Raw genomic sequence first — 18,014 nt, 5'->3', positions numbered from 1 at the left:
TATTCCATAATGTTGTTATGCACCATGAATTAAGTATAGATGAGATCATCGAACCTGTATGCACAATTCATTGGGGGACGCTAAAAGGCGTAGGCATAAAAAAAGGCTATCAAATTATAGCCTTAGGTGTTTTTTAGTAGCCGGTTAACTGCATAAAGCCTGTCGCTTCATGACTCCCGCTCGCCTTAATCGGCCCTTCCCAATATGGTATGACAAATGGAAGCCACATATCCCTGCGTATAATACGCGTTGTGAGGTTAATATCATGCTTAGGGACGTTAATGATCCACTGCAAAGGCATCCGTCTTCCATTCATCAACGTTGTATTTTGCAATGGTTGAATGGAAATGTCGGATTCCGTTAATTGGTAAACTTTGCCTGAGCGCGTTGCTAATGTCCCGAATATGTAAGGCAACTGTTGGTTATGACGATAGCGGTTAATGCTCAGCGCTGTGCCGTCATCGAGGTTAAATACAAACCAATCCCAACCTTGTTGGCCCACTCCAAGTAAGCCACTGCCCCACTCTTTATGTACCCACGCAGTTCCTTCCACTTCCTTGGTAACGCCGTCTAGGTTCAACACACCACTCAACGATAAAAATGGAGCGCTGAAGTTATAAGACGCGACAGGTAATAAGTCGTGCTTTTTCTGATAACCGTTATCGCCGTTGAGCACATAGGGCCCTTTTGCAATGGTGTCGAGTTCAAGTCCAAACGTGTCTGTTTGCACTTGAAGGCGTCCTGGGAATGGGGTGTTGCCGAGTGCACGCCAGTTCCAGTTATCAATCCAAAGCCTGAATGGACGATTAGTCATTCCCGCTTGGCCAATGCCGCCACGAGCCATGCGCTGTTCTTTCCATACTTTGGACTTAGAAGAGACCACTACATTTGAGATATAGACTTGAGGGCTTTGCCACCCTGGTGTTTCACGTTCGTCCGTTGCGATACGGAAAAAGCTCCACTGGACCGAATAGTCTTTACCATCATCACCTTTCAAAGATGCAAAGTAATGCCACCACTCGTGCTGAAACTCTGGGTGGAACTTAAAATCTTGTGGTAGCGAAACATTACGGTCTGGCAAAACAGGTTCGAACACATTGAAGTGTTCATTAACCAATATTGAGTTAACTTCATTCACGCCCTTTTCACCAGGATCGATGAAATAGGAGTAATAACCCCAAACACTTAAAAAGATGCCGAAGAAACTGATTAATAGCAGAGAAGACAGAATTCGTTGTCTTAACTTAGTTGAAGTATTCCGTAAAAACATACTAAAGCGCATCCCTCAGTGACTTCATCGGAGTGTTCCGAATCATTCTCATCACTGGTAAAGCACCAGCTAGCATCAATGCTGCCATGGCCCATGCAAATGTCTGTAAATAGTCCCAAGGAATCACTTGTAACTCAAGTGACCACCCAAAAGACTGCTTTATCACGATATCAACAATTAGGCTCGCTAGCGCTAATCCGAGCGGAATCGCAATTAAGGAGGAAATAAGCCCAAACACAAACAACTGCAAACTACCTGTCAGGATCAGTTCTTTCGCCGAGACACCCAAACAGCGCTGCAAGGAAATATGCCTTTGGCGAGACACTTCTCCCGCAACCGTCGCAAAGAAAATACCGAAGACGGCGATAACCAAGGTGATGTTACCTAATGTATCTGCAATCGCGAACGTCCTATCGAACACCCGCATCGCTTGACTGTGGATGTTGTTGTTATCGAAAACGCGCTCGGAGCCAAGCCTGAATACGCTTTCTAATCGGCTGCGAAGCCCTAATGAATTCACATCGTCTTTGAGTATTACCCCAAGGCCGACATTACCCCGCCCTGCAAACCCATACAGCCAGTTTCGATGCGACATCATGACTTGATGGTAAGGGTTACCATAATCGTAATAAACACCGACAACCTGCCAACCAGAGCCGAGACTGTCATAGAGGTCAATGTAGTCGCCAGGGCGAATCCCCAGCTTGAGAGACATCGATTCACTGATCAACACACCTTTAGAGTGATGTAAGTGATACCAGTAATTCGGAATACCTAATTTGATCGTCAGCGCTTCTAGCTCACCTTCAGAAGGTCCCGTACTGACCACCTGAATACTACCGACTGGAGACGCCACATCTTTCTCCCAACGCCACCAAACCGAATCCACTTCAGGTTGGTCAGATAACCAATTACTCATACGAGCAGCGGCATTGTTGGTTGGGTAGATATACAGATCGGCAGCCAAACGCTGTGTTAGCCATTTATCAGTGGTATCTCTAAAGCTACCGACCATGGTTTCTACACCAATATTGGCTGTTAAGGCTAACATAAACGCCATCGTCGCCACGCCACGGTAGCTCATACTGGAAGCTGCATCAGCAAAGAACCAGCGAGCACGAACCCAGCGCAACGAATAAGAGAGGCTGTTAAATAACTTCCACATCAAAAACGGGGTAAATAGCGCCACACTGATCAGCATTAGCGCGATAATCGCAAAACCCGTTTCTTGAGTCTGAGGGGCTTGATACACAGCAACAGCAGCAACCAAGAAGCCACAGCCAATCAACGCTTGCCAAGTGAACTCGGTACCCGCAAAACGCATCAAAGACAAACGAGAAGACAGACGAATCGGTTGAGACTTAAGTAAACGAACCAGTGGCCACGCACACGCTAAGAAAGCACCAATCAATGCCATCAGTAAGCTGTAACCACTCCAACGCCAATTCCAGTCGATCGTTAAGCCGACGTTAGCGTCGTATAAATCGCCCAAGCTTGAAGATACGGCAGGTAACAATTGGTTTGCTAGCATCACGCCAAATACATTGCCGCAGATCCAGCTCAGTAAAACCAATAGCAGTAACTCTAAACAGAGCGCTTTAGTCAGTTGCCAACCAGACACACCCGTTTGTCTTAAAATCCCGACTAACGGTTGACGCTGAATAAAAGAAAGCGACATTGCTTGATAGAAAATGAACAAGCCAACCACAAACGACAGCATACCCATCGCTTTTAGGTTTAAGTGGAACGCACTGGTCAGCGACTCAAGCTCTGCCTTAGAGCTACGAGAGATCGTCAAACCATTAGGTAACATATTTTTAAGACGTTCAAACTTCTCAGTGGGCATGTCTGAACAAGCAATCACTGAAAGCCCAGCACTGCGTTTAAGCATTCGGAGCAAGGAGATATCCGCAATCAACCTTGTACCATTAATCATATTATTTTGATCAACAACCACAGGACCAAGTTCAGAACCATCCATCAAAGGGATGTAATCACCGTTGTGCCATTCCATGTGTTCAGCAAGATCATCACTGACAAGGATTGGATATGGTGGCTTCATGAGGTTCAAAGCGGTGAGATCTTTTAACGCTATACCAGGTTGTAGCTGAAGCATAGAAACAGGATCTATACCGACAACCATGAAGTTTGCGCCATTTTCATCAGTGATACGATGGTGATCAAGAGGAGAACACTGTTGAAAACCTTCACGGCGAAGTTGGATATAAAAGCCTTGCGGGATTTTATTGGCGTTGTGTTTTGGTCGAATACGGTAAGGAAGAGGATTCGAAAAGAGTTTTTCGCCATGCGCATAGCTTTGCTTGGCGTGTTGGTTGATAGCAGTAACACCAACCAAAAGTGATACGCCGAGGGTTAAACCAAGCCATACCAAAATAATCTGCAGTGGGTAACGTCGATAGTGACCGAGTAGTGCCTTAACTACGGGCCATAACATGCAGTTGCCCTCCTTGTAGACGGATCCTACCATCCATATGCAGAGCTACTTTTTCACTGTGTGTTACCAACAGCAACGTACATTCTAATTGACGAGCCAAAGAGGTCAGCAAACGCATTACCGCTTCTGCATTACGCTCATCTAAACTACCGGTCGGCTCATCGGCCAGCAATATTTTTGGTTCCATATACAGCGCACGCGCAATGGCCGCACGTTGTTGTTGGCCACCAGACGCTTCTTCAGGGTAACGGCCAAGTAAAGGCATAAGATCTAAAGCAGAGAGAATCTGTCTCCAGAGACCTTTGTCTTCAGGTAAGCCTTTTAACTGGCGGCAAAAACGGATGTTATCGGCAATATTTAACGTTGGCAGTAAGTTGAATTGCTGAAAAATATGGCCAATGTTGTTTCTGCGATAAGCGGTGCGGTCACGCTCGGTTGAGTCGTGCATATTGAAGTGAGGAAAAGCGATTTCACCTGAGTCCGCTAGGTCTAAGCCCGCGATAAGATTCAGTAAAGTACTTTTACCTGAACCGCTTTCTCCCATTAATGCCAGCTGGTCACCTTGGTTTAATGTTAATTCAGCACCTTGCAAAACAGGGTGAAACTCCCCCCCATCGACATAGCCTTTACATAGGTCTGACAGCTTTAACATTAAACAGCTCGCATTAGTTAGAATTTGGAAGGAGAATCTACACTAATTCCCTGTTAGGAGGAAGTATTTTGAAAGATAGATCACACGCCAACGATAAAGTGATGCGATTGGTGCGCCCTACTTCAACTTCCTATCAAGTTTTTAATCCATTTTCTTGTTTTCATGCGATAGAGCGACCCGCCCCACTTGAGGACTTCTTCCGTTAGGAAAAGCAGATATACCCACTCAGGTGGAAACTTAAAATAGATAGCCGCGATGGCTGCCAATGGGATACCGATCACCCACTGAGCAATCAAATCTTGATAGAGGCAGAACTTCACATCACCACCCGCTCTCAACACCCCAACGATCACAGTCAATGGCACCGAGCGAATGACAATACCCACACAGAGGATCAGAATGAACTTCTCTGAGAGGGCTCTGGTTTCTTCCGTCAGTGCGCTAAAGGCATTAAGTATTGGCGTTTGAACGAAATAGAGAAAAACGGCTACAACAATACTAGTTAAGAAACACAAAATTGTTAAGCCAAGCGCTTGATAGTAAACCGCTTCATTGTTTTTCGCACCAAGTTGATTACCCACCAAAACAGCTGCCGCATTCGAAAGGCCAATCAATAAACTCAATGAGATAGATTCAACCGGCGTCATGACCGATAGCGCAGCCAGACCTTGAACGCCCGATTGCCCCATGATCGCGTGGTAAGCAAACAAACCACCCGCCCATGCTAAGAAGTTAAACGTGGTCGGCAGAGACAGATTCAAGAAGCGAACCACCTTATCAATCGAAGCTGCCGCTTTAATATCGCAAAACTTAAATGCTAATAAATGCTTAGAGAAATAGAGATAACCAAACAAAGTCGCGACTTCAATCGCGCCACTCAGTACCGTCGCAATCGCCGCACCTTTGATTCCAAGCGCAGGAAAGCCTAAGTTACCGAAGATCAGCACCCAGTTTAAGAACACGTTAGACAGGATGCCGATACCGCTGAAAAATGTACTTAGCCCGGGTTTGTGCATCGCTCTCAAACCCACAGCCATACTGCTGACACACGATACCGCTAGCATGCTAAATGACGTAATTACGATGTATTCAACGCCTAGGTGGATGACCTCTTCAGAGTCAGTTGTCACGCCCATGATTTGTGCAGGAAATGAAACGAAAAATGCAATGGTCAGTAAAGCAAACAGTGTCGAAACCAGCCACGTCAGTGCGGTACTTTCTCTGACACCTTGTCTGTTACCCGCGCCCCAATATTGAGCAGTAAGAAGAGCACCACCCGTGGTAACACCCACCAGCATAATGGTCGTCACGAACATTGCTCGGCTCGCGACCCCCACCGCTGCAATGTCTGCTTCGCCAAGTTGGCCCAACATCAATACATCCACCAAGCCTCGGCTTGAAAACATAATGCTCTGCAAGGTGATAGGCAGTGCAATAGCAATAAGCCTGCGAACAAAATCACCTCGTGTGTGATGAATAATTGAAGAGAGCAACATAGAGAAAGACCTAAACGGAACGTATTGATGAATAAAGATAAATATCGCGCTATTATATCAATGTTCGGTTTTTAACCACAGATATAAATGGAGTAACAATGAAGAAAGTACTGGTTTTAGGCGCTTCTGGATATGTTGGTTCGCAACTCCTCCCTCTCCTGCTTGAGCAAGGCTATCAAGTCACGGCAGCAGCAAGGCATATCGACTATTTAAAGGCACGGACCGAGCCTCACGACAACTTATCGCTTGAGTATCTTGATCTGGCCGATCAAGCTGCGACAGAAGCCTTAGTCCCCGACTTTGATCTTATCTTCTTCCTCGTCCATGGCATGGCGGAAGGCCACGACTTTATCGATTATGAGCTGAACTTAGCCCGTAACTTTGTTTCTGCTCTTGGGCCAAAGAATCAACACGTCATCTACCTGAGTTCTTTACAGCCTCAGACTGGTGATTCAGAGCACCTTCAAGCGAGAAAGAAAACCGGCGAATTGCTTCGTAAAGGGCCTGTACCCGTTACCGAACTTCAAGCTGGCGTGATCATTGGCCCAGGATCTGCGGCATTCGAGATCATGCGAGATTTCGTGTACAACTTGCCGATTATGATTGCGCCAAAATGGGTTGACTCTAAAGCCAACCCGATTGCTTTGCAGAACCTGAACCACTATTTACTAAAACTCGCACAAGACACGCCTAGCGAAAGCCAAACCTTTGAGGTTGGCGGGCCGGATATTGTCTCTTACCGAAACCAATTTGCTCATATTGCCAAAACCGCCGATCGTCCACTCAGGCTGTGGGCGACATCGCTACTGACACCAAAGATTGCTTCATATTGGTTAGGCGTGGTGACTTCTGTACCGTCTAACATAGGTAGAGCACTACTTGCAGGCTTAAAGCACGACTTCATCGCCAGTTCGACCATCATTAGAGAAAAGTACCCTCAGAAGCTTATCTCGTTCGAAAATATGGTTGAACAAGCCATTCACGCTGAAGGAAACTTTGTCAAAAGCAATGTATGGGGCTTTGATAAAACCGCATTCAAACGCTGGCAAGCTGGGTATGGCTATTACCCGAAGAAAACAGGCGCAAGTATCACCTCAAGCGCTTCATTGGAATCGCTTTGGCATGTTGCTCAGCAAATCGGAAGCCCCAAGCAAGGTTACTTCTTTGCTAACGCTTTATGGCGCACACGAGAATGGCTAGATGTTCTGTTTGGTGGCGGTATACCGGTTCGACAAATGCCTGAAGGCCCAAACTTAAAAGTGGGTGAAAAAATCGACTCGTGGAAAGTGATCCGTTGCGAAGAGAATCAGTTCTTATCTCTGCTTTTCGGAATGAAAGGCCCTGGTTTAGGTCGGCTGGAAATTACCGTATCTGACCACGGAGAAGCTCGTGAACTGAATATCTCAGCTTGGTGGCATCCAAAGGGCTTTCTAGGATTACTGTATTGGTTTGCGATGATGCCAGCCCACCTGTTTATCTTTAAAGGCATGGTAAAGGCAATTGAGAAGCAGGCTAAAGAACAGGATTAAAAGCAGATGCGGGATTCGAGTGACGAGATGCGAAAAGACTAAAAGCAAATTAGCGACACGCGCTATGAGAGGCAAAAAAAGAGCGGATAATTCCGCTCTTCGTATCTCTCATCTCGAATCCGCTATTAGCCGATAACGCTAATTGGGATCTCAGCCAGTTGGTTGCCTTGGTTAGCAGGGTAAACGATGTATTCACCGTGATACTTCACCGCAGACTTATAGTCCGTTACTTTGTGAAGCATGAAGCCCGCTTCCATCGCCGCTTGGATGAACTCAGCATGGTTGCCACGAACAAACCAGTTCATTGGCTTAACCATCAACTCCCCGTCGAAAGAGTCGTCACACTGTTTACCGCATAAAGCAAAAGAGTGCTCGCCATCGGTGAAGAATTGAATCTTGCCGCCAGTCGTTAGCTCGTCTTCACTCGATACGCTCCAACCCATCTCGTACATTTTGTCCATGAACGCTTCAACATCACTGTCTTTTAGCGTTTTAGGCTCTTCGCCTTCAGGGAAAAAACGTCCGTAAAACGCAGAAATACGTTTAAAGGTAAAAGTTAAATCAGAGTTGTTGCCTTTTGAGCGACCCTGTTTCTGCCAGCGAACTAAGTCAGGCACAATCACGCGATCATAAGCTTGAGATTTAATCGCTTTTGTTACCCAACGAACAAGATAAAGGTTGTTCGCGATAGGTGCGTCGATCGCTTTACCAGACTTATGCAGAGCATACAGCTCGCCCAGCGCATCGTTCACTAACTTCTGAATTTCAATATAGTATTTTGACATTATGCCTTCTTTCCTAATGTCCAATATAGTAATGCTGACAGTATTGCACATGCTGCCATCATCATAGCCATTGGCCCTGCAGTGTCACTTGGTAGCATAGCAACAATTGCCCCCACTACAGAACCAGTACCAAATCTTAATGTGCCTGCAAGCGAAGAAGCTGTGCCGGCCATATTCGGGTATCCGCTTAAAAGCAGTGCCATTGAGTTACTACCAATGGTAGACAGTGTGCCGATAAACAGCATCACGAATGGCACAATACCCCACAAACCGATATCTAACATCCAACCGACTAACAGACCTAAGCCCGCAAACAGTTGAATGGTTAAACCGACTCTGAGCATAGCGTGAGAGCCCACTTTCTTAACGATTCGACCGTTGATGCTCGTCATCAAGATCATAGCAACAATATTCAAGCCGAACAGGTAGCCAAACAGATCAGGGCGAACGCCATAGATATCGATGTAAACGAATGAACCTGCCGTTAAGAACGCAAACATCCCTGAAAATGAGAATGCACCAGAGAAAATCAGGCCCATCGCCGTTGGGTTCTTACACAGTCGAGCATAGTTACGAATCGTTGTTTTAAAGCGCAATGGTTGTCGGTTTTCTGCAGGAAGCGTTTCTGGGATCTTCATCGATACCGCCAGAATCACGATCACCGCAAAAATAGCCAGAACCCAGAAAATTGAACGCCAACCGAACCACAACGCTAAGTAACCGCCAATCATCGGAGCAACCAATGGCGCAACTGTCATCACCAAAGTAACGAAAGACATGGTTCTTGCGAAATCTTCACGATCGAACATATCTCTTACCACCGCTTGGATGATAACGGCCGCCGCAGCACCAGCAAAACCTTGAGCGGTACGGATGTAAGTCAGCGCTTCAATGCCATGAGTTGTCGCACTCACCATAGAAGCGATAGCAAACAAGAACACACCAATAAGCAGTACAGGCTTGCGACCATAGCTATCCGCCAACGGGCCATGCAGCAACTGCCCCAGCGCGAAACCTGCGGTATAGGCTGTTAGCGTGATTTGTACCTCACCCGCCGTCACACCAAGATCTTTAGCAATGGTCGGCATCGCTGGCAGATACATATCAATGGCTAGCGGAGTAAGTGCACCAATCGCACCTAGAATCAAAAACAGCACTAAGCCTAATTGAGGTGTTTCTAGTTGGGAGCTTTGGCTCTGTGAGGTCGATGTTTGCATGGTTCTCCGAATGTTCAACTGATAGAGCTAGGGACTAGCGTGAGTACGCGAGTCAAAGATTGGCTGAGACTTTCCTAGTACCAGTCAACATCATCAGCCGACGCTATCCATGGTCGGCTTTACAACGAAAGGGCTATTTCCAGCAAAAGTGGTCTCTTGTTAAGAACAATTTCTTGTTAAGAGCAACTTCTAGCTAAGGACTACTTCCAGATTGAATCGACTTCTTCTTGCGTTAGGTAACGGTATTCACCTAACTCTAAAGATTCGTCCATCTCAATTTCGCCAATACGTTCACGGTGTAGTGCTTCTACCTTGTTACCAAGAGCAGCAAACATACGTTTAACTTGGTGGTATTTGCCTTCGTGAATCGTTAGCAGCACTTCACGCTCTGCACGAACTTCTAGGTGTGCAGGAAGTGTTAGGCCATCTTCGCTCTTAAGCTGGATGCCCTCTTTGAATTTTTCAACGTAATCGTCTTCAACAGGTTCAACCAACCACACACGGTACGTCTTCTCGCACTTGTGCTTTGGCGAAGTGATACGGTGAGACCACTTACCATCGTCTGTAATCAACACAAGACCTGTTGTATCAATATCTAGACGACCAGCAAAGTGCAGCTTGTCCATTTTGATTTCATCAAGTAATTCAAACGCGATACGATTTGCGCCATCTTCATGCGAACAAACAAAGCCTTCTGGCTTATAAAGCATGATGTAACGTGGGCCGTGAACATTCAGTTCATTGCCTTGCCATTCCACAACGCACTCTTCAGTTACCTTGAGTGAGCCGCTTTTTTGAATGACATCATTTACTGTCACTGCCTTGGATTTTAATAAGTGTGTTGCTTCTCTTCGAGTGACGCCTAATGCATCGCACAGAAATTTATCTAAACGCATGAATACCTCAACTAATCTAAGTCGGGTATTATAGTCACCTTTGCTCAATTAGTTGAGCTATTTCACACTATTTGTTTTCCTTCTTACAAGACGCGATATGTATACACTCCGCCCGTACCAAGCTGATTCTGTAAAATCAGTGATTCATTACTTCAGAAAACACCAAACTCCGGCAGTACTCGTGCTTCCGACAGGTGCAGGAAAAAGCCTTGTGATTGCAGAGTTAGCAAGGCTTGCGAAAGGTCGAGTGTTGGTGCTTGCTCACGTAAAAGAGTTGGTTGAACAGAACCATGAAAAGTATGAAGGTTACGGGCTGAAAGGCTCGATTTTCTCTGCGGGTTTAGGACGCAAAGAGACCGACCAACAAGTCGTGTTTGCTTCGGTGCAATCTGTGGTGCGAAATCTCGATTCATTCTCTAACCAATTTTCGCTGTTGGTTATCGACGAATGCCACCGTGTTCCCGATGAAAAGACCAGTAGTTATCAGAAAGTCATCACTCACTTACACGAGAATAATTCGGGCATCAAGGTGCTTGGATTAACAGCGACCCCATATCGTCTTGGGATGGGTTGGATTTATCAATACCACACTCGCGGTCAAGTGCGTTCAGATGAGCCACGTTTCTTCCGCGACTGTATCTTTGAGCTGCCGATTCGTTACCTGCTCGATGAAGGTTTCTTAACTCCTGCACGCATGATTGATGCACCCGTGTTGAGCTATGACTTTTCGCAGTTAAAGCCCGCGAGCACTGGTCGCTACAAAGAAGCTGAACTCGACATGGTTATCGAGCAATCGAAACGAGCGACTCCGCAGATTGTCGAACAGATTATTCATCTAGCCCAAGACAAGCTAGGCATCATGGTATTCGCTGCGACCGTTCGACACGCGCAAGAGATCCTCGGCTTATTGCCAGCAGGTGAAGCTTCAATTGTGATTGGTGACACACCGACGCTCGAGCGTGACCAAATAATCAGCGACTTCAAAGAACGTAAAATCAAGTTCTTGGTTAACGTGTCGGTATTAACCACAGGCTTTGATGCGCCACACGTCGATTTAATCGCGATTTTACGGCCGACAGAATCCATCAGTTTGTATCAACAAATCGTTGGCCGAGGCTTACGCCTATCTCCGGGTAAAAAAGAGTGTTTGGTGCTCGACTATGCTGGCAACAGTTACGATCTTTACCAACCTGAAGTGGGCGATCCTAAACCCGACTCAGACAGTGAAATCATCACCATCCCCTGCCCAGCATGCGGCTTCAACAATAACTTCTGGGGCAAGCTAGACAGCAATGGCTTCTTGCTTGAGCACTTTGGGCGCAAATGCCAAGGCTACTTTACCGATGAAGACACGGGCGAGCGCGAGCACTGTAATTATCGCTTCCGAGCGAAATATTGCGGTGAATGTGGTGCTGATAATGACATTGCTGCGCGCATTTGTCATGAGTGTGATGCCACCTTGGTCGACCCAGATAAAAAGCTTAAGGAAGCGTTAAACCTAAAAGATGCGTTGGTGTTTGAGTGTTTAGAGATGGATCTTAACGTTCTCAAGGACGACAAAGGTAAGTCGCAACTTAAAGTCACTTACCGTGGCGAAAACCAAGCGCAAGTGCATGAATTTTGGTCATTAACCACCAAGAAACAGAAGCAGAACTTTAAAGATCAGTTTGTTCGCCCTCACCTTGCCGACAGACACCGCCCTTTTGAGGAAGCCTCACCAACGAAAGTGGTTGCTCACCAACATAGATTCCGCCCACCTCAATTCGTGATTGCACGTAAAGTCGGGCGTTTTTGGAAAATGAGAGACAAGATATTCGAAGACGAGCTTCAGCAACGTTAACATCTCATTTTTTGAGAACCTAAATCTCATTATTCATCAGGTTCACTTTCTGTTCAGAATTACTTTTTTATACTGAACGCTATCAACCTTCTCTAGGATTCGCTATGTTTAGTAAAGTTATGATTTCTATGTTTTCTTTAAGCTTAGGCTTATGTGTCGCCGCTAGTGCGTGGGCTGACTCAGATCATAACGGTCATGATCTTGTACAAGATGTCCATAAAGCGGGAACCCGTATCGAATTTGAAGAAGATCAAGACGAAGTCTACGAAGCTGTACGCGAAGGCTATATTCGCCCTTTCTCAGAAATGTATGCGGCCGTTGAAAACGATCTTCATGGCAGAATCATTAAAGTAGAGCTAGAAGAAGATGACGACATTTGGGTGTATGAACTAAAAATCAATTACCAAAACAACATCATCAAAGTCGAATACAACGCCGAGACGTTAGAGATGCTCATGATTAAAGGCCGAAACTTTAAAGACGCAATTAAACACGGCGAATAATTCAGAGCCGCAACTTTACATTAATCACGACGAGCAATTAAGCACAACGAACAGTCATTACAAGAATTAAGAAGAACAATTATGAAAATTTTAGTCGTTGAAGACGAACCTCGCTTGGGCCAACAAATTCTAGAAACCCTTGAGGGAGCCGACTGGGTTCCAGAACTTTCTCAAGACGGTATCGACGCACTCTACCGTGCAACGTCAGAAGAATGGGACGCGATTGTCCTCGATTTAGGTTTACCTAAGCTTGACGGCCTAACGGTATTAAAAGGCATTCGAGACGAAAACATCAACACGCCAGTGATTATCTTAAGTGCTCGTGACACGCTAACTCAACGTGTTGAGGGCTTGAACGCCGGTGCTGATGACTACCTAACTAAGCCATTTGAGATGGTCGAGCTGATTGCCCGTATCCGAGCTCAACTGCGCCGAGCATCAGGCAGTGCTGCTCCGATACTTCAAATCGGTGATCTAAGCCTAGACACACGCAGTTCTAAAGTGTTGTGGCAAGGTCAAGCAGTTAGCCTCACGGCGCTGGAATATAAAGTTGTCGCGTACTTCATGCATAACCAAAACAAGGTTATCTCGCGCACTGAGTTAGTTGAGCATATCTACAAGCAAGACTTCGACCGAGACTCAAACACGGTTGAAGTGTTCATCGGTCGTATTCGTAAGAAAATCGCACCAAAAATCATCAAAACCGTTCGTGGCCTTGGCTACCAACTGAATGCTGAATAGCTCAGTCGTCAATCACGCCAAGAGCAACCATTAATTAAGTGGACAGCCTGTTCTGATCATCGCAATACGATAAGTTACGATGAGCAAAGGCAGGTTGGAAATGCATGAATCTAAAGAAACGAACACTTAAAAACATCAGTTTAAAAAGCCGCTTGCTCCTTGCTGCGGCTTTTTGGCTAGGTGCGATGATATTAGCGGCTGGTGTCGGGATTCCGAAACTGGTTAACGACTACCTCGTCGATGACATGAAGCAGCAGCTTGGCTTAACCATGGATGAGTTAACCGCCAATATCGAAACCAATGACAGTGGTAACCTGATCATGGCAGAGCGTCTGTCTGATCCTAGGTTCAACCAGCCCTACAGTGGTATTTATTGGCGCGCCGCTACCCAAGAGCAGATCATTCGATCTCGCTCGCTATGGGATAAAGACCTCACCATCAAGCGTTCACCGATTCACACATCAGTCAAAGGGCCAGAGAAAGAAAAGCTGATTTACATCGAGCAAGATATCTACCTGCCTGAACTGAGCGACCCTGTCACGATCACCATTGGTATTGATGAAGATCCATTAGAATCCACACTGACAGAGCTTACTGGTCAAGTCTGGTTGATCCTAATGTTGCTGTTTGTTGGCGTGCTGATGTTGATCGGTATTCAAGTCAGTTGGTCGTTATTACCGCTCAGCAAGATGCAACGCGAACTGGTAATGCTAAGAAACGGCGGGCAACAAGGGTTAAGCGATAACTACCCGAAAGAGGTTTCTCCATTAGTCTCTGACCTCAATGCCCTGCTCTTTCACTATCAAGAGTTATTAGAACGAGCTCGTAACCACGCGGGTAACTTATCTCATGCGTTGAAAACACCGCTTTCAGTTCTAAAAAATGAGATAGAGCGACTTCCAGAGGATGACAAGGCACTGCTGCAACAGCCCATTCATCAGATTCAAAGCCAAATTGATTATCACCTTGGCCGCGCTCGTATGGCAGGTGCAATGAACATTCTTTCGGTGAAGTCTTCACCTTGTGAGCGTGTCGAAGCTATCTCAATGGCGTTTGATAAAGTCTACGCTGCCAATGAAGTCACCATGATTAACGAGCTAGACTCTGAGATTGAAGTGGCAGTAGAAAAAACCGACCTTGATGAAATGGTCGGCAACCTACTCGAGAACAGTTACAAGTGGGCGGGCAGCATTATTCGCGTCCATGCAAATGAACTCGACGATGGCAACATAGAGTTGGTGATTGAAGATGATGGCCAAGGCATTCCTGAAGAGAAGCTTGAGCAAGTGACCAAACGTGGCGTCCGACTTGATGAAACCACACCAGGAACAGGCTTAGGGCTTAATATCGTAAATGAAATGGCACACAGTTACCGAGGCAGCCTAACGCTCAGCAAGAGCTCAATGGGCGGCTTAAAAGCTTCTCTGGTGCTTAAAGTAAGTAAAGGCTGAACAAGCTAAGTAAAAGTTAAACACAATAAGCCCTAACGTAATGCTAGGGCTTAATTCTATCGACCTTATATACAACTCTATATATCGTTCACAGCAACATCCAAAGTTTGTGAATTATCACTAAGGGTCGTTGCTCCAATCGTTAATACCCGGCCATCAGTGTAATAGTCATGATCGTCATTGATCACTTCCACCGTTGCTAATGGGTACTTGTCTAACTCGATGTCTGGTAGTAACGTTCGTATCTGATTAGCAAGCCGATCTCGCTCTTCATCAACATTAGGGTCAATGTTATGAAGTACGGTCACAATGCCTGAGTAAGGCGTGACTTTAAGGCCATCATCATAGCTAATTGCGCCTAACCACTGAGGCTGGTTAGTTTTAATATCAACACCTGCACGCCACCAACGAATATGGCTGCGCTTCATCAGGTTACCCGGCAATTGAAAAGCCATATCTTGCGGCTTGTCTCGCCAATATAAATCAGACACTGGCGGCGTTTTTTCTCTAAGCAATGCGAGATAACCAACCCATTCAATCTCATTTCGAGAGAAGGTTTGATTCTCTATCCAGCCTAATTGCTTCATTAAGTCTCTTGGGGTTGCTCCAACATAAATTACGTTGATCGCTTGCGCCGAGTAGAACGAAGATTTACCGGGGAACGCTTTATAGGTAACCGAGTTCCAGTCGACTTTGTTTATTTGAGCCGTCTCTGGTTGATTCTGAAAGTCATCCGCTTTCCAGAAAAAGTGAGCGTAGTTCGCAAACAATACCCACGCCAACAACAGCGCACTAGACTTAAGTACTAAGCATCGCCACTTCATTCGGTAACCGATAATGGTGAAGACTAATACCGCGAACACACCAACGATCAAGCTATTATGCTCCGAGATAAATATCTTAAGGCTATTAAGCCACGGGAAGTTTTCAACGCCGTGCGCCAGTAACATGCCCCAAGCAATGAACTGCCCTCCACCAAGGGCCAAACCGATAAACGCCAACACACTAAAATTACGCCACGGTACACGATGCGAGCCAGCTATAAATGGCACAACCCAAGCGATAGGCCCTAATAAACGAGCAAAAAGAATGATGTATGTGCCTTTGCGAGCAACCAGATAGCGGCAGCGCGCAATTAATCTTTTGGTTTTAGGGCGAAACTTAATGAGCCTTCGTTGCACCTTAACACCGTATTTATAACCAATGAAATAACTGAGTTGATCACCAAGCAAACCACCTAGCATCACCAAAACCAACGCCATCCATGCACCTGAATACAGTTGAAAGCCCGCTGCGATAAAGAACGGCTCTCCCGGTACAAATAGGTTTGGGCCAATGAGAGCATCACCCAATGCTCCCAGAAACAACCCTAGTCCATCAAACATAACAACCTCAACGCTTACTGTTCTTTGTAGTGACCAAACTTGTAGTTCATCTCGTTATTACGCATTTCTCCTTTAAAGAAGCGTCTTACATTGGCTTTAAGATAAGTAGAGCCTGTCTTCACAACGCCATCTTGGTCTAAGCGACGTGGGTCAAAACCAAAAGTCATATTTAGGAATCTAAATCGCCATGTTTTGCTCGCACGTTTTACGTAGTCACAATCTTCACACAGGACGATCTCTTCATCAAAACCGCCGATCTCATCATGCGCCCGTTTAGTCGAGAAAATACATGCGCCAATCGCCGTCGGGAAAAAGAACTGAGTAGTAAACAAGCCTGCGTTAAATAGCCCGTAACCAAACTTGTGTACAAGCGGCAAACCTTTCGAGCTCATGTACACACCCGCCACTTCAAGCTTCTTCTCTTCTAGTTCATAAAGCGCTTTCGCAAGGAAGTTTCGAGGCAAGCTCACGTCAGCATCTAAGAAAAGGATTCGGTTGTATTGCGCCAATGAAGCACCCGTGTTTCGGCCAAGGCTCACACCACGGTTTTCCATGTGATGCACCGTTAATTTTGGCAACGCGTTTTCATAAGCTTGCGCCACTTCTCTGGTGTTATCTTCACTGTTCGAGTCGACAACAATCACTTCAAACTCTTGGTGGGTTTGCACGCTCAACTCTTCCATTAAGCGGCTAATGCGTTTCTCTTCGTTTAGCGTAATTACGACAATGCTTACCGGTTCCATATTTTCACCTATTCATTCTGCTGTTTAATTGACACTAAGATTAACGAACTAAGACTTAACCAAGTCTTAGGCAAACATTCATTTTCCGTTCATTAACTTGATGATTTAGCAGTGATATAAATAGATAAGGATTGCGATGTAAAAGGGAGTAAAATGCGCTAAACAAGCGTTAGCGAACGTTTTATCTCCAAACGAACCCATTATCGAAGGAAATTCACTTTGAGATGGGCTTCTGACTTGCTCATATTGGAATGTGATGTTAGTATCCGCGCTCGCTTAAGCATGAACTTTTATGTTTAAGCATTACCACACACTCAAGGTCGCATTGAGGTGTGAAGTTAATTTTTACTAATTTGAGAGTAAAACTATGAAATTTGAAGCAGTAGTACGTACTGAACTAGGTAAAGGTGCGAGCCGCCGCCTACGTCACGCTGGTAAATTCCCAGCTGTAATCTACGGTGGCGAAGCTGAAGCTGTAGCTATCGAACTTGTTCACGCTGACGTGATCAACCAAATGGACAAGCCTGAATTCTACGAAGCAATCACTCTACTGATTGACGGCGCAGAAGTTAAGGTTAAGCCACAAGACGTTCAACGTCACGCGTTCAAGCCAAAAGTTGAGCACATGGACTTCATCCGCATCTAATTCCCTACCAAGGAATAAGATTGGATTAATCCAGCCTTCTGCATAGAAAAGATAATCGATCTTACCAGTCGAGAAATCTAGAAATTCGAAACCCCGATGCTACCAACATCGGGGTTTCACCGTTTTTGAGCCCTCAAAAAACGTCCAAAACATCTTATCGAATCCAAACTAAAGATACCTACCCACGCGCTCTACTTCTTTCAAAGCAATACCATCGGCTGCTATACCAACAGGAGCTGAACCTAGTGAATACCACTTAACATCATCAGTCTCTTGAACGGTGATACCTCCTTTCCAGTCACTCACGATAAAATAATGAATCAACTGAAGTTCCTTCGTAGGATGGTAAAGCGAACACAAGTATTGGTAATCAATCGGAACAACATTAATACCAATCCGGAAAAT

The 18,014-nt window shown here is 45.6% G+C and carries 15 protein-coding genes and 1 pseudogene; 6 read left to right on the top strand and 10 right to left on the bottom strand.

Going from position 1 to position 18,014, the window contains the following annotated elements; translation table 11 throughout:
- Nucleotides 1-133: 133 nt before the first annotated feature.
- The 4 genes from AB4585_RS02220 to AB4585_RS02205 form a co-directional block, all read right to left on the bottom strand.
- Nucleotides 134-1,282, bottom strand: a complete 1,149-nt coding sequence (locus AB4585_RS02220) for a lipocalin-like domain-containing protein (RefSeq protein ID WP_017068753.1) — start codon at nt 1,280-1,282, stop codon at nt 134-136.
- A complete protein-coding gene (locus AB4585_RS02215) occupies nt 1,272-3,725 on the bottom strand; it encodes an ABC transporter permease (RefSeq protein ID WP_137001714.1) in 2,454 nt (817 codons plus the stop codon). Before AB4585_RS02215 ends, AB4585_RS02220 begins: the two co-directional genes overlap by 11 nt.
- A complete protein-coding gene (locus AB4585_RS02210; RefSeq protein WP_017060385.1) occupies nt 3,706-4,377 on the bottom strand; it encodes an ABC transporter ATP-binding protein in 672 nt (223 codons plus the stop codon). The genes AB4585_RS02215 and AB4585_RS02210 overlap by 20 nt, the downstream gene beginning before the upstream one ends.
- Nucleotides 4,378-4,499: 122 nt before the next feature.
- Entirely contained in the window at nt 4,500-5,873 is a 1,374-nt protein-coding gene (locus AB4585_RS02205; protein WP_372169287.1) for an MATE family efflux transporter, read from the bottom strand.
- A gap of 98 nt (nt 5,874-5,971) precedes the next feature.
- Here AB4585_RS02205 and AB4585_RS02200 point away from each other — a divergent pair, with 98 nt between their 5' ends.
- The gene (locus AB4585_RS02200) at nt 5,972-7,402 is read left to right on the top strand and encodes a DUF2867 domain-containing protein (RefSeq protein WP_372169286.1); all 1,431 of its coding nucleotides are present in this window, start codon (nt 5,972-5,974) and stop codon (nt 7,400-7,402) included.
- 125 nt (nt 7,403-7,527) lie between these two features.
- Here AB4585_RS02200 and AB4585_RS02195 read toward each other — a convergent pair whose 3' ends face one another.
- The 3 genes from AB4585_RS02195 to rsuA all read right to left on the bottom strand — a co-directional run bounded on the left by AB4585_RS02195 (nt 7,528) and on the right by rsuA (nt 10,300).
- On the bottom strand, nt 7,528-8,187 hold the full coding sequence (locus AB4585_RS02195; RefSeq protein ID WP_017060382.1) for a DUF2913 family protein: 660 nt from the start codon (nt 8,185-8,187) through the stop codon (nt 7,528-7,530).
- Nucleotides 8,187-9,404, bottom strand: coding sequence for a Bcr/CflA family multidrug efflux MFS transporter (locus AB4585_RS02190; protein ID WP_017060381.1), 1,218 nt, complete (start codon nt 9,402-9,404; stop codon nt 8,187-8,189). Before AB4585_RS02190 ends, AB4585_RS02195 begins: the two co-directional genes overlap by 1 nt.
- A gap of 200 nt (nt 9,405-9,604) precedes the next feature.
- The gene (gene rsuA, locus AB4585_RS02185) at nt 9,605-10,300 is read right to left on the bottom strand and encodes a 16S rRNA pseudouridine(516) synthase RsuA (RefSeq protein WP_017060380.1); all 696 of its coding nucleotides are present in this window, start codon (nt 10,298-10,300) and stop codon (nt 9,605-9,607) included.
- Nucleotides 10,301-10,397: 97 nt separating this feature from the next.
- Between rsuA and AB4585_RS02180 the strand changes: the two genes are divergently transcribed.
- From AB4585_RS02180 to AB4585_RS02165, 4 genes are all read left to right on the top strand, one after another.
- Complete coding sequence (locus AB4585_RS02180; protein ID WP_372169285.1) at nt 10,398-12,140, top strand: DEAD/DEAH box helicase; 1,743 nt, start codon at nt 10,398-10,400, stop codon at nt 12,138-12,140.
- Between the two features lie 104 nt (nt 12,141-12,244).
- Nucleotides 12,245-12,643, top strand: a complete 399-nt coding sequence (locus tag AB4585_RS02175; protein ID WP_004734667.1) for a PepSY domain-containing protein — start codon at nt 12,245-12,247, stop codon at nt 12,641-12,643.
- 81 nt (nt 12,644-12,724) lie between these two features.
- Nucleotides 12,725-13,384, top strand: a complete 660-nt coding sequence (locus AB4585_RS02170) for a response regulator transcription factor (RefSeq protein WP_004734666.1) — start codon at nt 12,725-12,727, stop codon at nt 13,382-13,384.
- A 104-nt stretch (nt 13,385-13,488) separates the two neighbouring features.
- A complete protein-coding gene (locus AB4585_RS02165; protein WP_372169284.1) occupies nt 13,489-14,835 on the top strand; it encodes an ATP-binding protein in 1,347 nt (448 codons plus the stop codon).
- Between the two features lie 77 nt (nt 14,836-14,912).
- On the opposite strand, the gene AB4585_RS02160 is transcribed toward AB4585_RS02165, so the two are convergent.
- Nucleotides 14,913-16,220: an LssY C-terminal domain-containing protein gene (locus AB4585_RS02160; RefSeq protein WP_017070602.1), complete on the bottom strand. Its 1,308-nt coding sequence runs from the start codon at nt 16,218-16,220 to the stop codon at nt 14,913-14,915.
- A gap of 14 nt (nt 16,221-16,234) precedes the next feature.
- Nucleotides 16,235-16,963: a glycosyltransferase gene (locus AB4585_RS02155; protein WP_017079049.1), complete on the bottom strand. Its 729-nt coding sequence runs from the start codon at nt 16,961-16,963 to the stop codon at nt 16,235-16,237.
- 367 nt (nt 16,964-17,330) lie between these two features.
- On the opposite strand from AB4585_RS02155, the gene rplY reads away from it, so the two are divergent.
- Nucleotides 17,331-17,609: a 50S ribosomal protein L25 gene (gene rplY, locus AB4585_RS02150; RefSeq protein ID WP_017060373.1), complete on the top strand. Its 279-nt coding sequence runs from the start codon at nt 17,331-17,333 to the stop codon at nt 17,607-17,609.
- Between the two features lie 168 nt (nt 17,610-17,777).
- Here the strand turns inward: rplY and AB4585_RS02145 are convergent.
- Nucleotides 17,778-18,014 (bottom strand): annotated as a pseudogene (locus AB4585_RS02145) (NTP pyrophosphohydrolase); the annotation flags it as partial.

Origin of the sequence: Vibrio sp. 10N.222.49.C9 (genome assembly GCF_041474985.1) — a bacterium.
Lineage (GTDB): Bacteria > Pseudomonadota > Gammaproteobacteria > Enterobacterales > Vibrionaceae > Vibrio > Vibrio crassostreae_C.
The sequence above is the reverse complement of the archived record's forward strand: the minus strand, read 5'-3'. Positions and strand labels throughout refer to the sequence as shown.

What these genes read in the sequence shown, in the direction of transcription:
- AB4585_RS02220 (WP_017068753.1), bottom strand. Translation starts at nt 1,282, where the DNA reads ATGCGCTTTAGTATGTTTTTACGGAATACTTCAACTAAGTTAAGACAA.
- AB4585_RS02215 (WP_137001714.1), bottom strand. Translation starts at nt 3,725, where the DNA reads ATGTTATGGCCCGTAGTTAAGGCACTACTCGGTCACTATCGACGTTAC.
- AB4585_RS02210 (WP_017060385.1), bottom strand. Translation starts at nt 4,377, where the DNA reads ATGTTAAAGCTGTCAGACCTATGTAAAGGCTATGTCGATGGGGGGGAG.
- AB4585_RS02205 (WP_372169287.1), bottom strand. Translation starts at nt 5,873, where the DNA reads ATGTTGCTCTCTTCAATTATTCATCACACACGAGGTGATTTTGTTCGC.
- AB4585_RS02200 (WP_372169286.1), top strand. Translation starts at nt 5,972, where the DNA reads ATGAAGAAAGTACTGGTTTTAGGCGCTTCTGGATATGTTGGTTCGCAA.
- AB4585_RS02195 (WP_017060382.1), bottom strand. Translation starts at nt 8,187, where the DNA reads ATGTCAAAATACTATATTGAAATTCAGAAGTTAGTGAACGATGCGCTG.
- AB4585_RS02190 (WP_017060381.1), bottom strand. Translation starts at nt 9,404, where the DNA reads ATGCAAACATCGACCTCACAGAGCCAAAGCTCCCAACTAGAAACACCT.
- rsuA (WP_017060380.1), bottom strand. Translation starts at nt 10,300, where the DNA reads ATGCGTTTAGATAAATTTCTGTGCGATGCATTAGGCGTCACTCGAAGA.
- AB4585_RS02180 (WP_372169285.1), top strand. Translation starts at nt 10,398, where the DNA reads ATGTATACACTCCGCCCGTACCAAGCTGATTCTGTAAAATCAGTGATT.
- AB4585_RS02175 (WP_004734667.1), top strand. Translation starts at nt 12,245, where the DNA reads ATGTTTAGTAAAGTTATGATTTCTATGTTTTCTTTAAGCTTAGGCTTA.
- AB4585_RS02170 (WP_004734666.1), top strand. Translation starts at nt 12,725, where the DNA reads ATGAAAATTTTAGTCGTTGAAGACGAACCTCGCTTGGGCCAACAAATT.
- AB4585_RS02165 (WP_372169284.1), top strand. Translation starts at nt 13,489, where the DNA reads ATGAATCTAAAGAAACGAACACTTAAAAACATCAGTTTAAAAAGCCGC.
- AB4585_RS02160 (WP_017070602.1), bottom strand. Translation starts at nt 16,220, where the DNA reads ATGTTTGATGGACTAGGGTTGTTTCTGGGAGCATTGGGTGATGCTCTC.
- AB4585_RS02155 (WP_017079049.1), bottom strand. Translation starts at nt 16,963, where the DNA reads ATGGAACCGGTAAGCATTGTCGTAATTACGCTAAACGAAGAGAAACGC.
- rplY (WP_017060373.1), top strand. Translation starts at nt 17,331, where the DNA reads ATGAAATTTGAAGCAGTAGTACGTACTGAACTAGGTAAAGGTGCGAGC.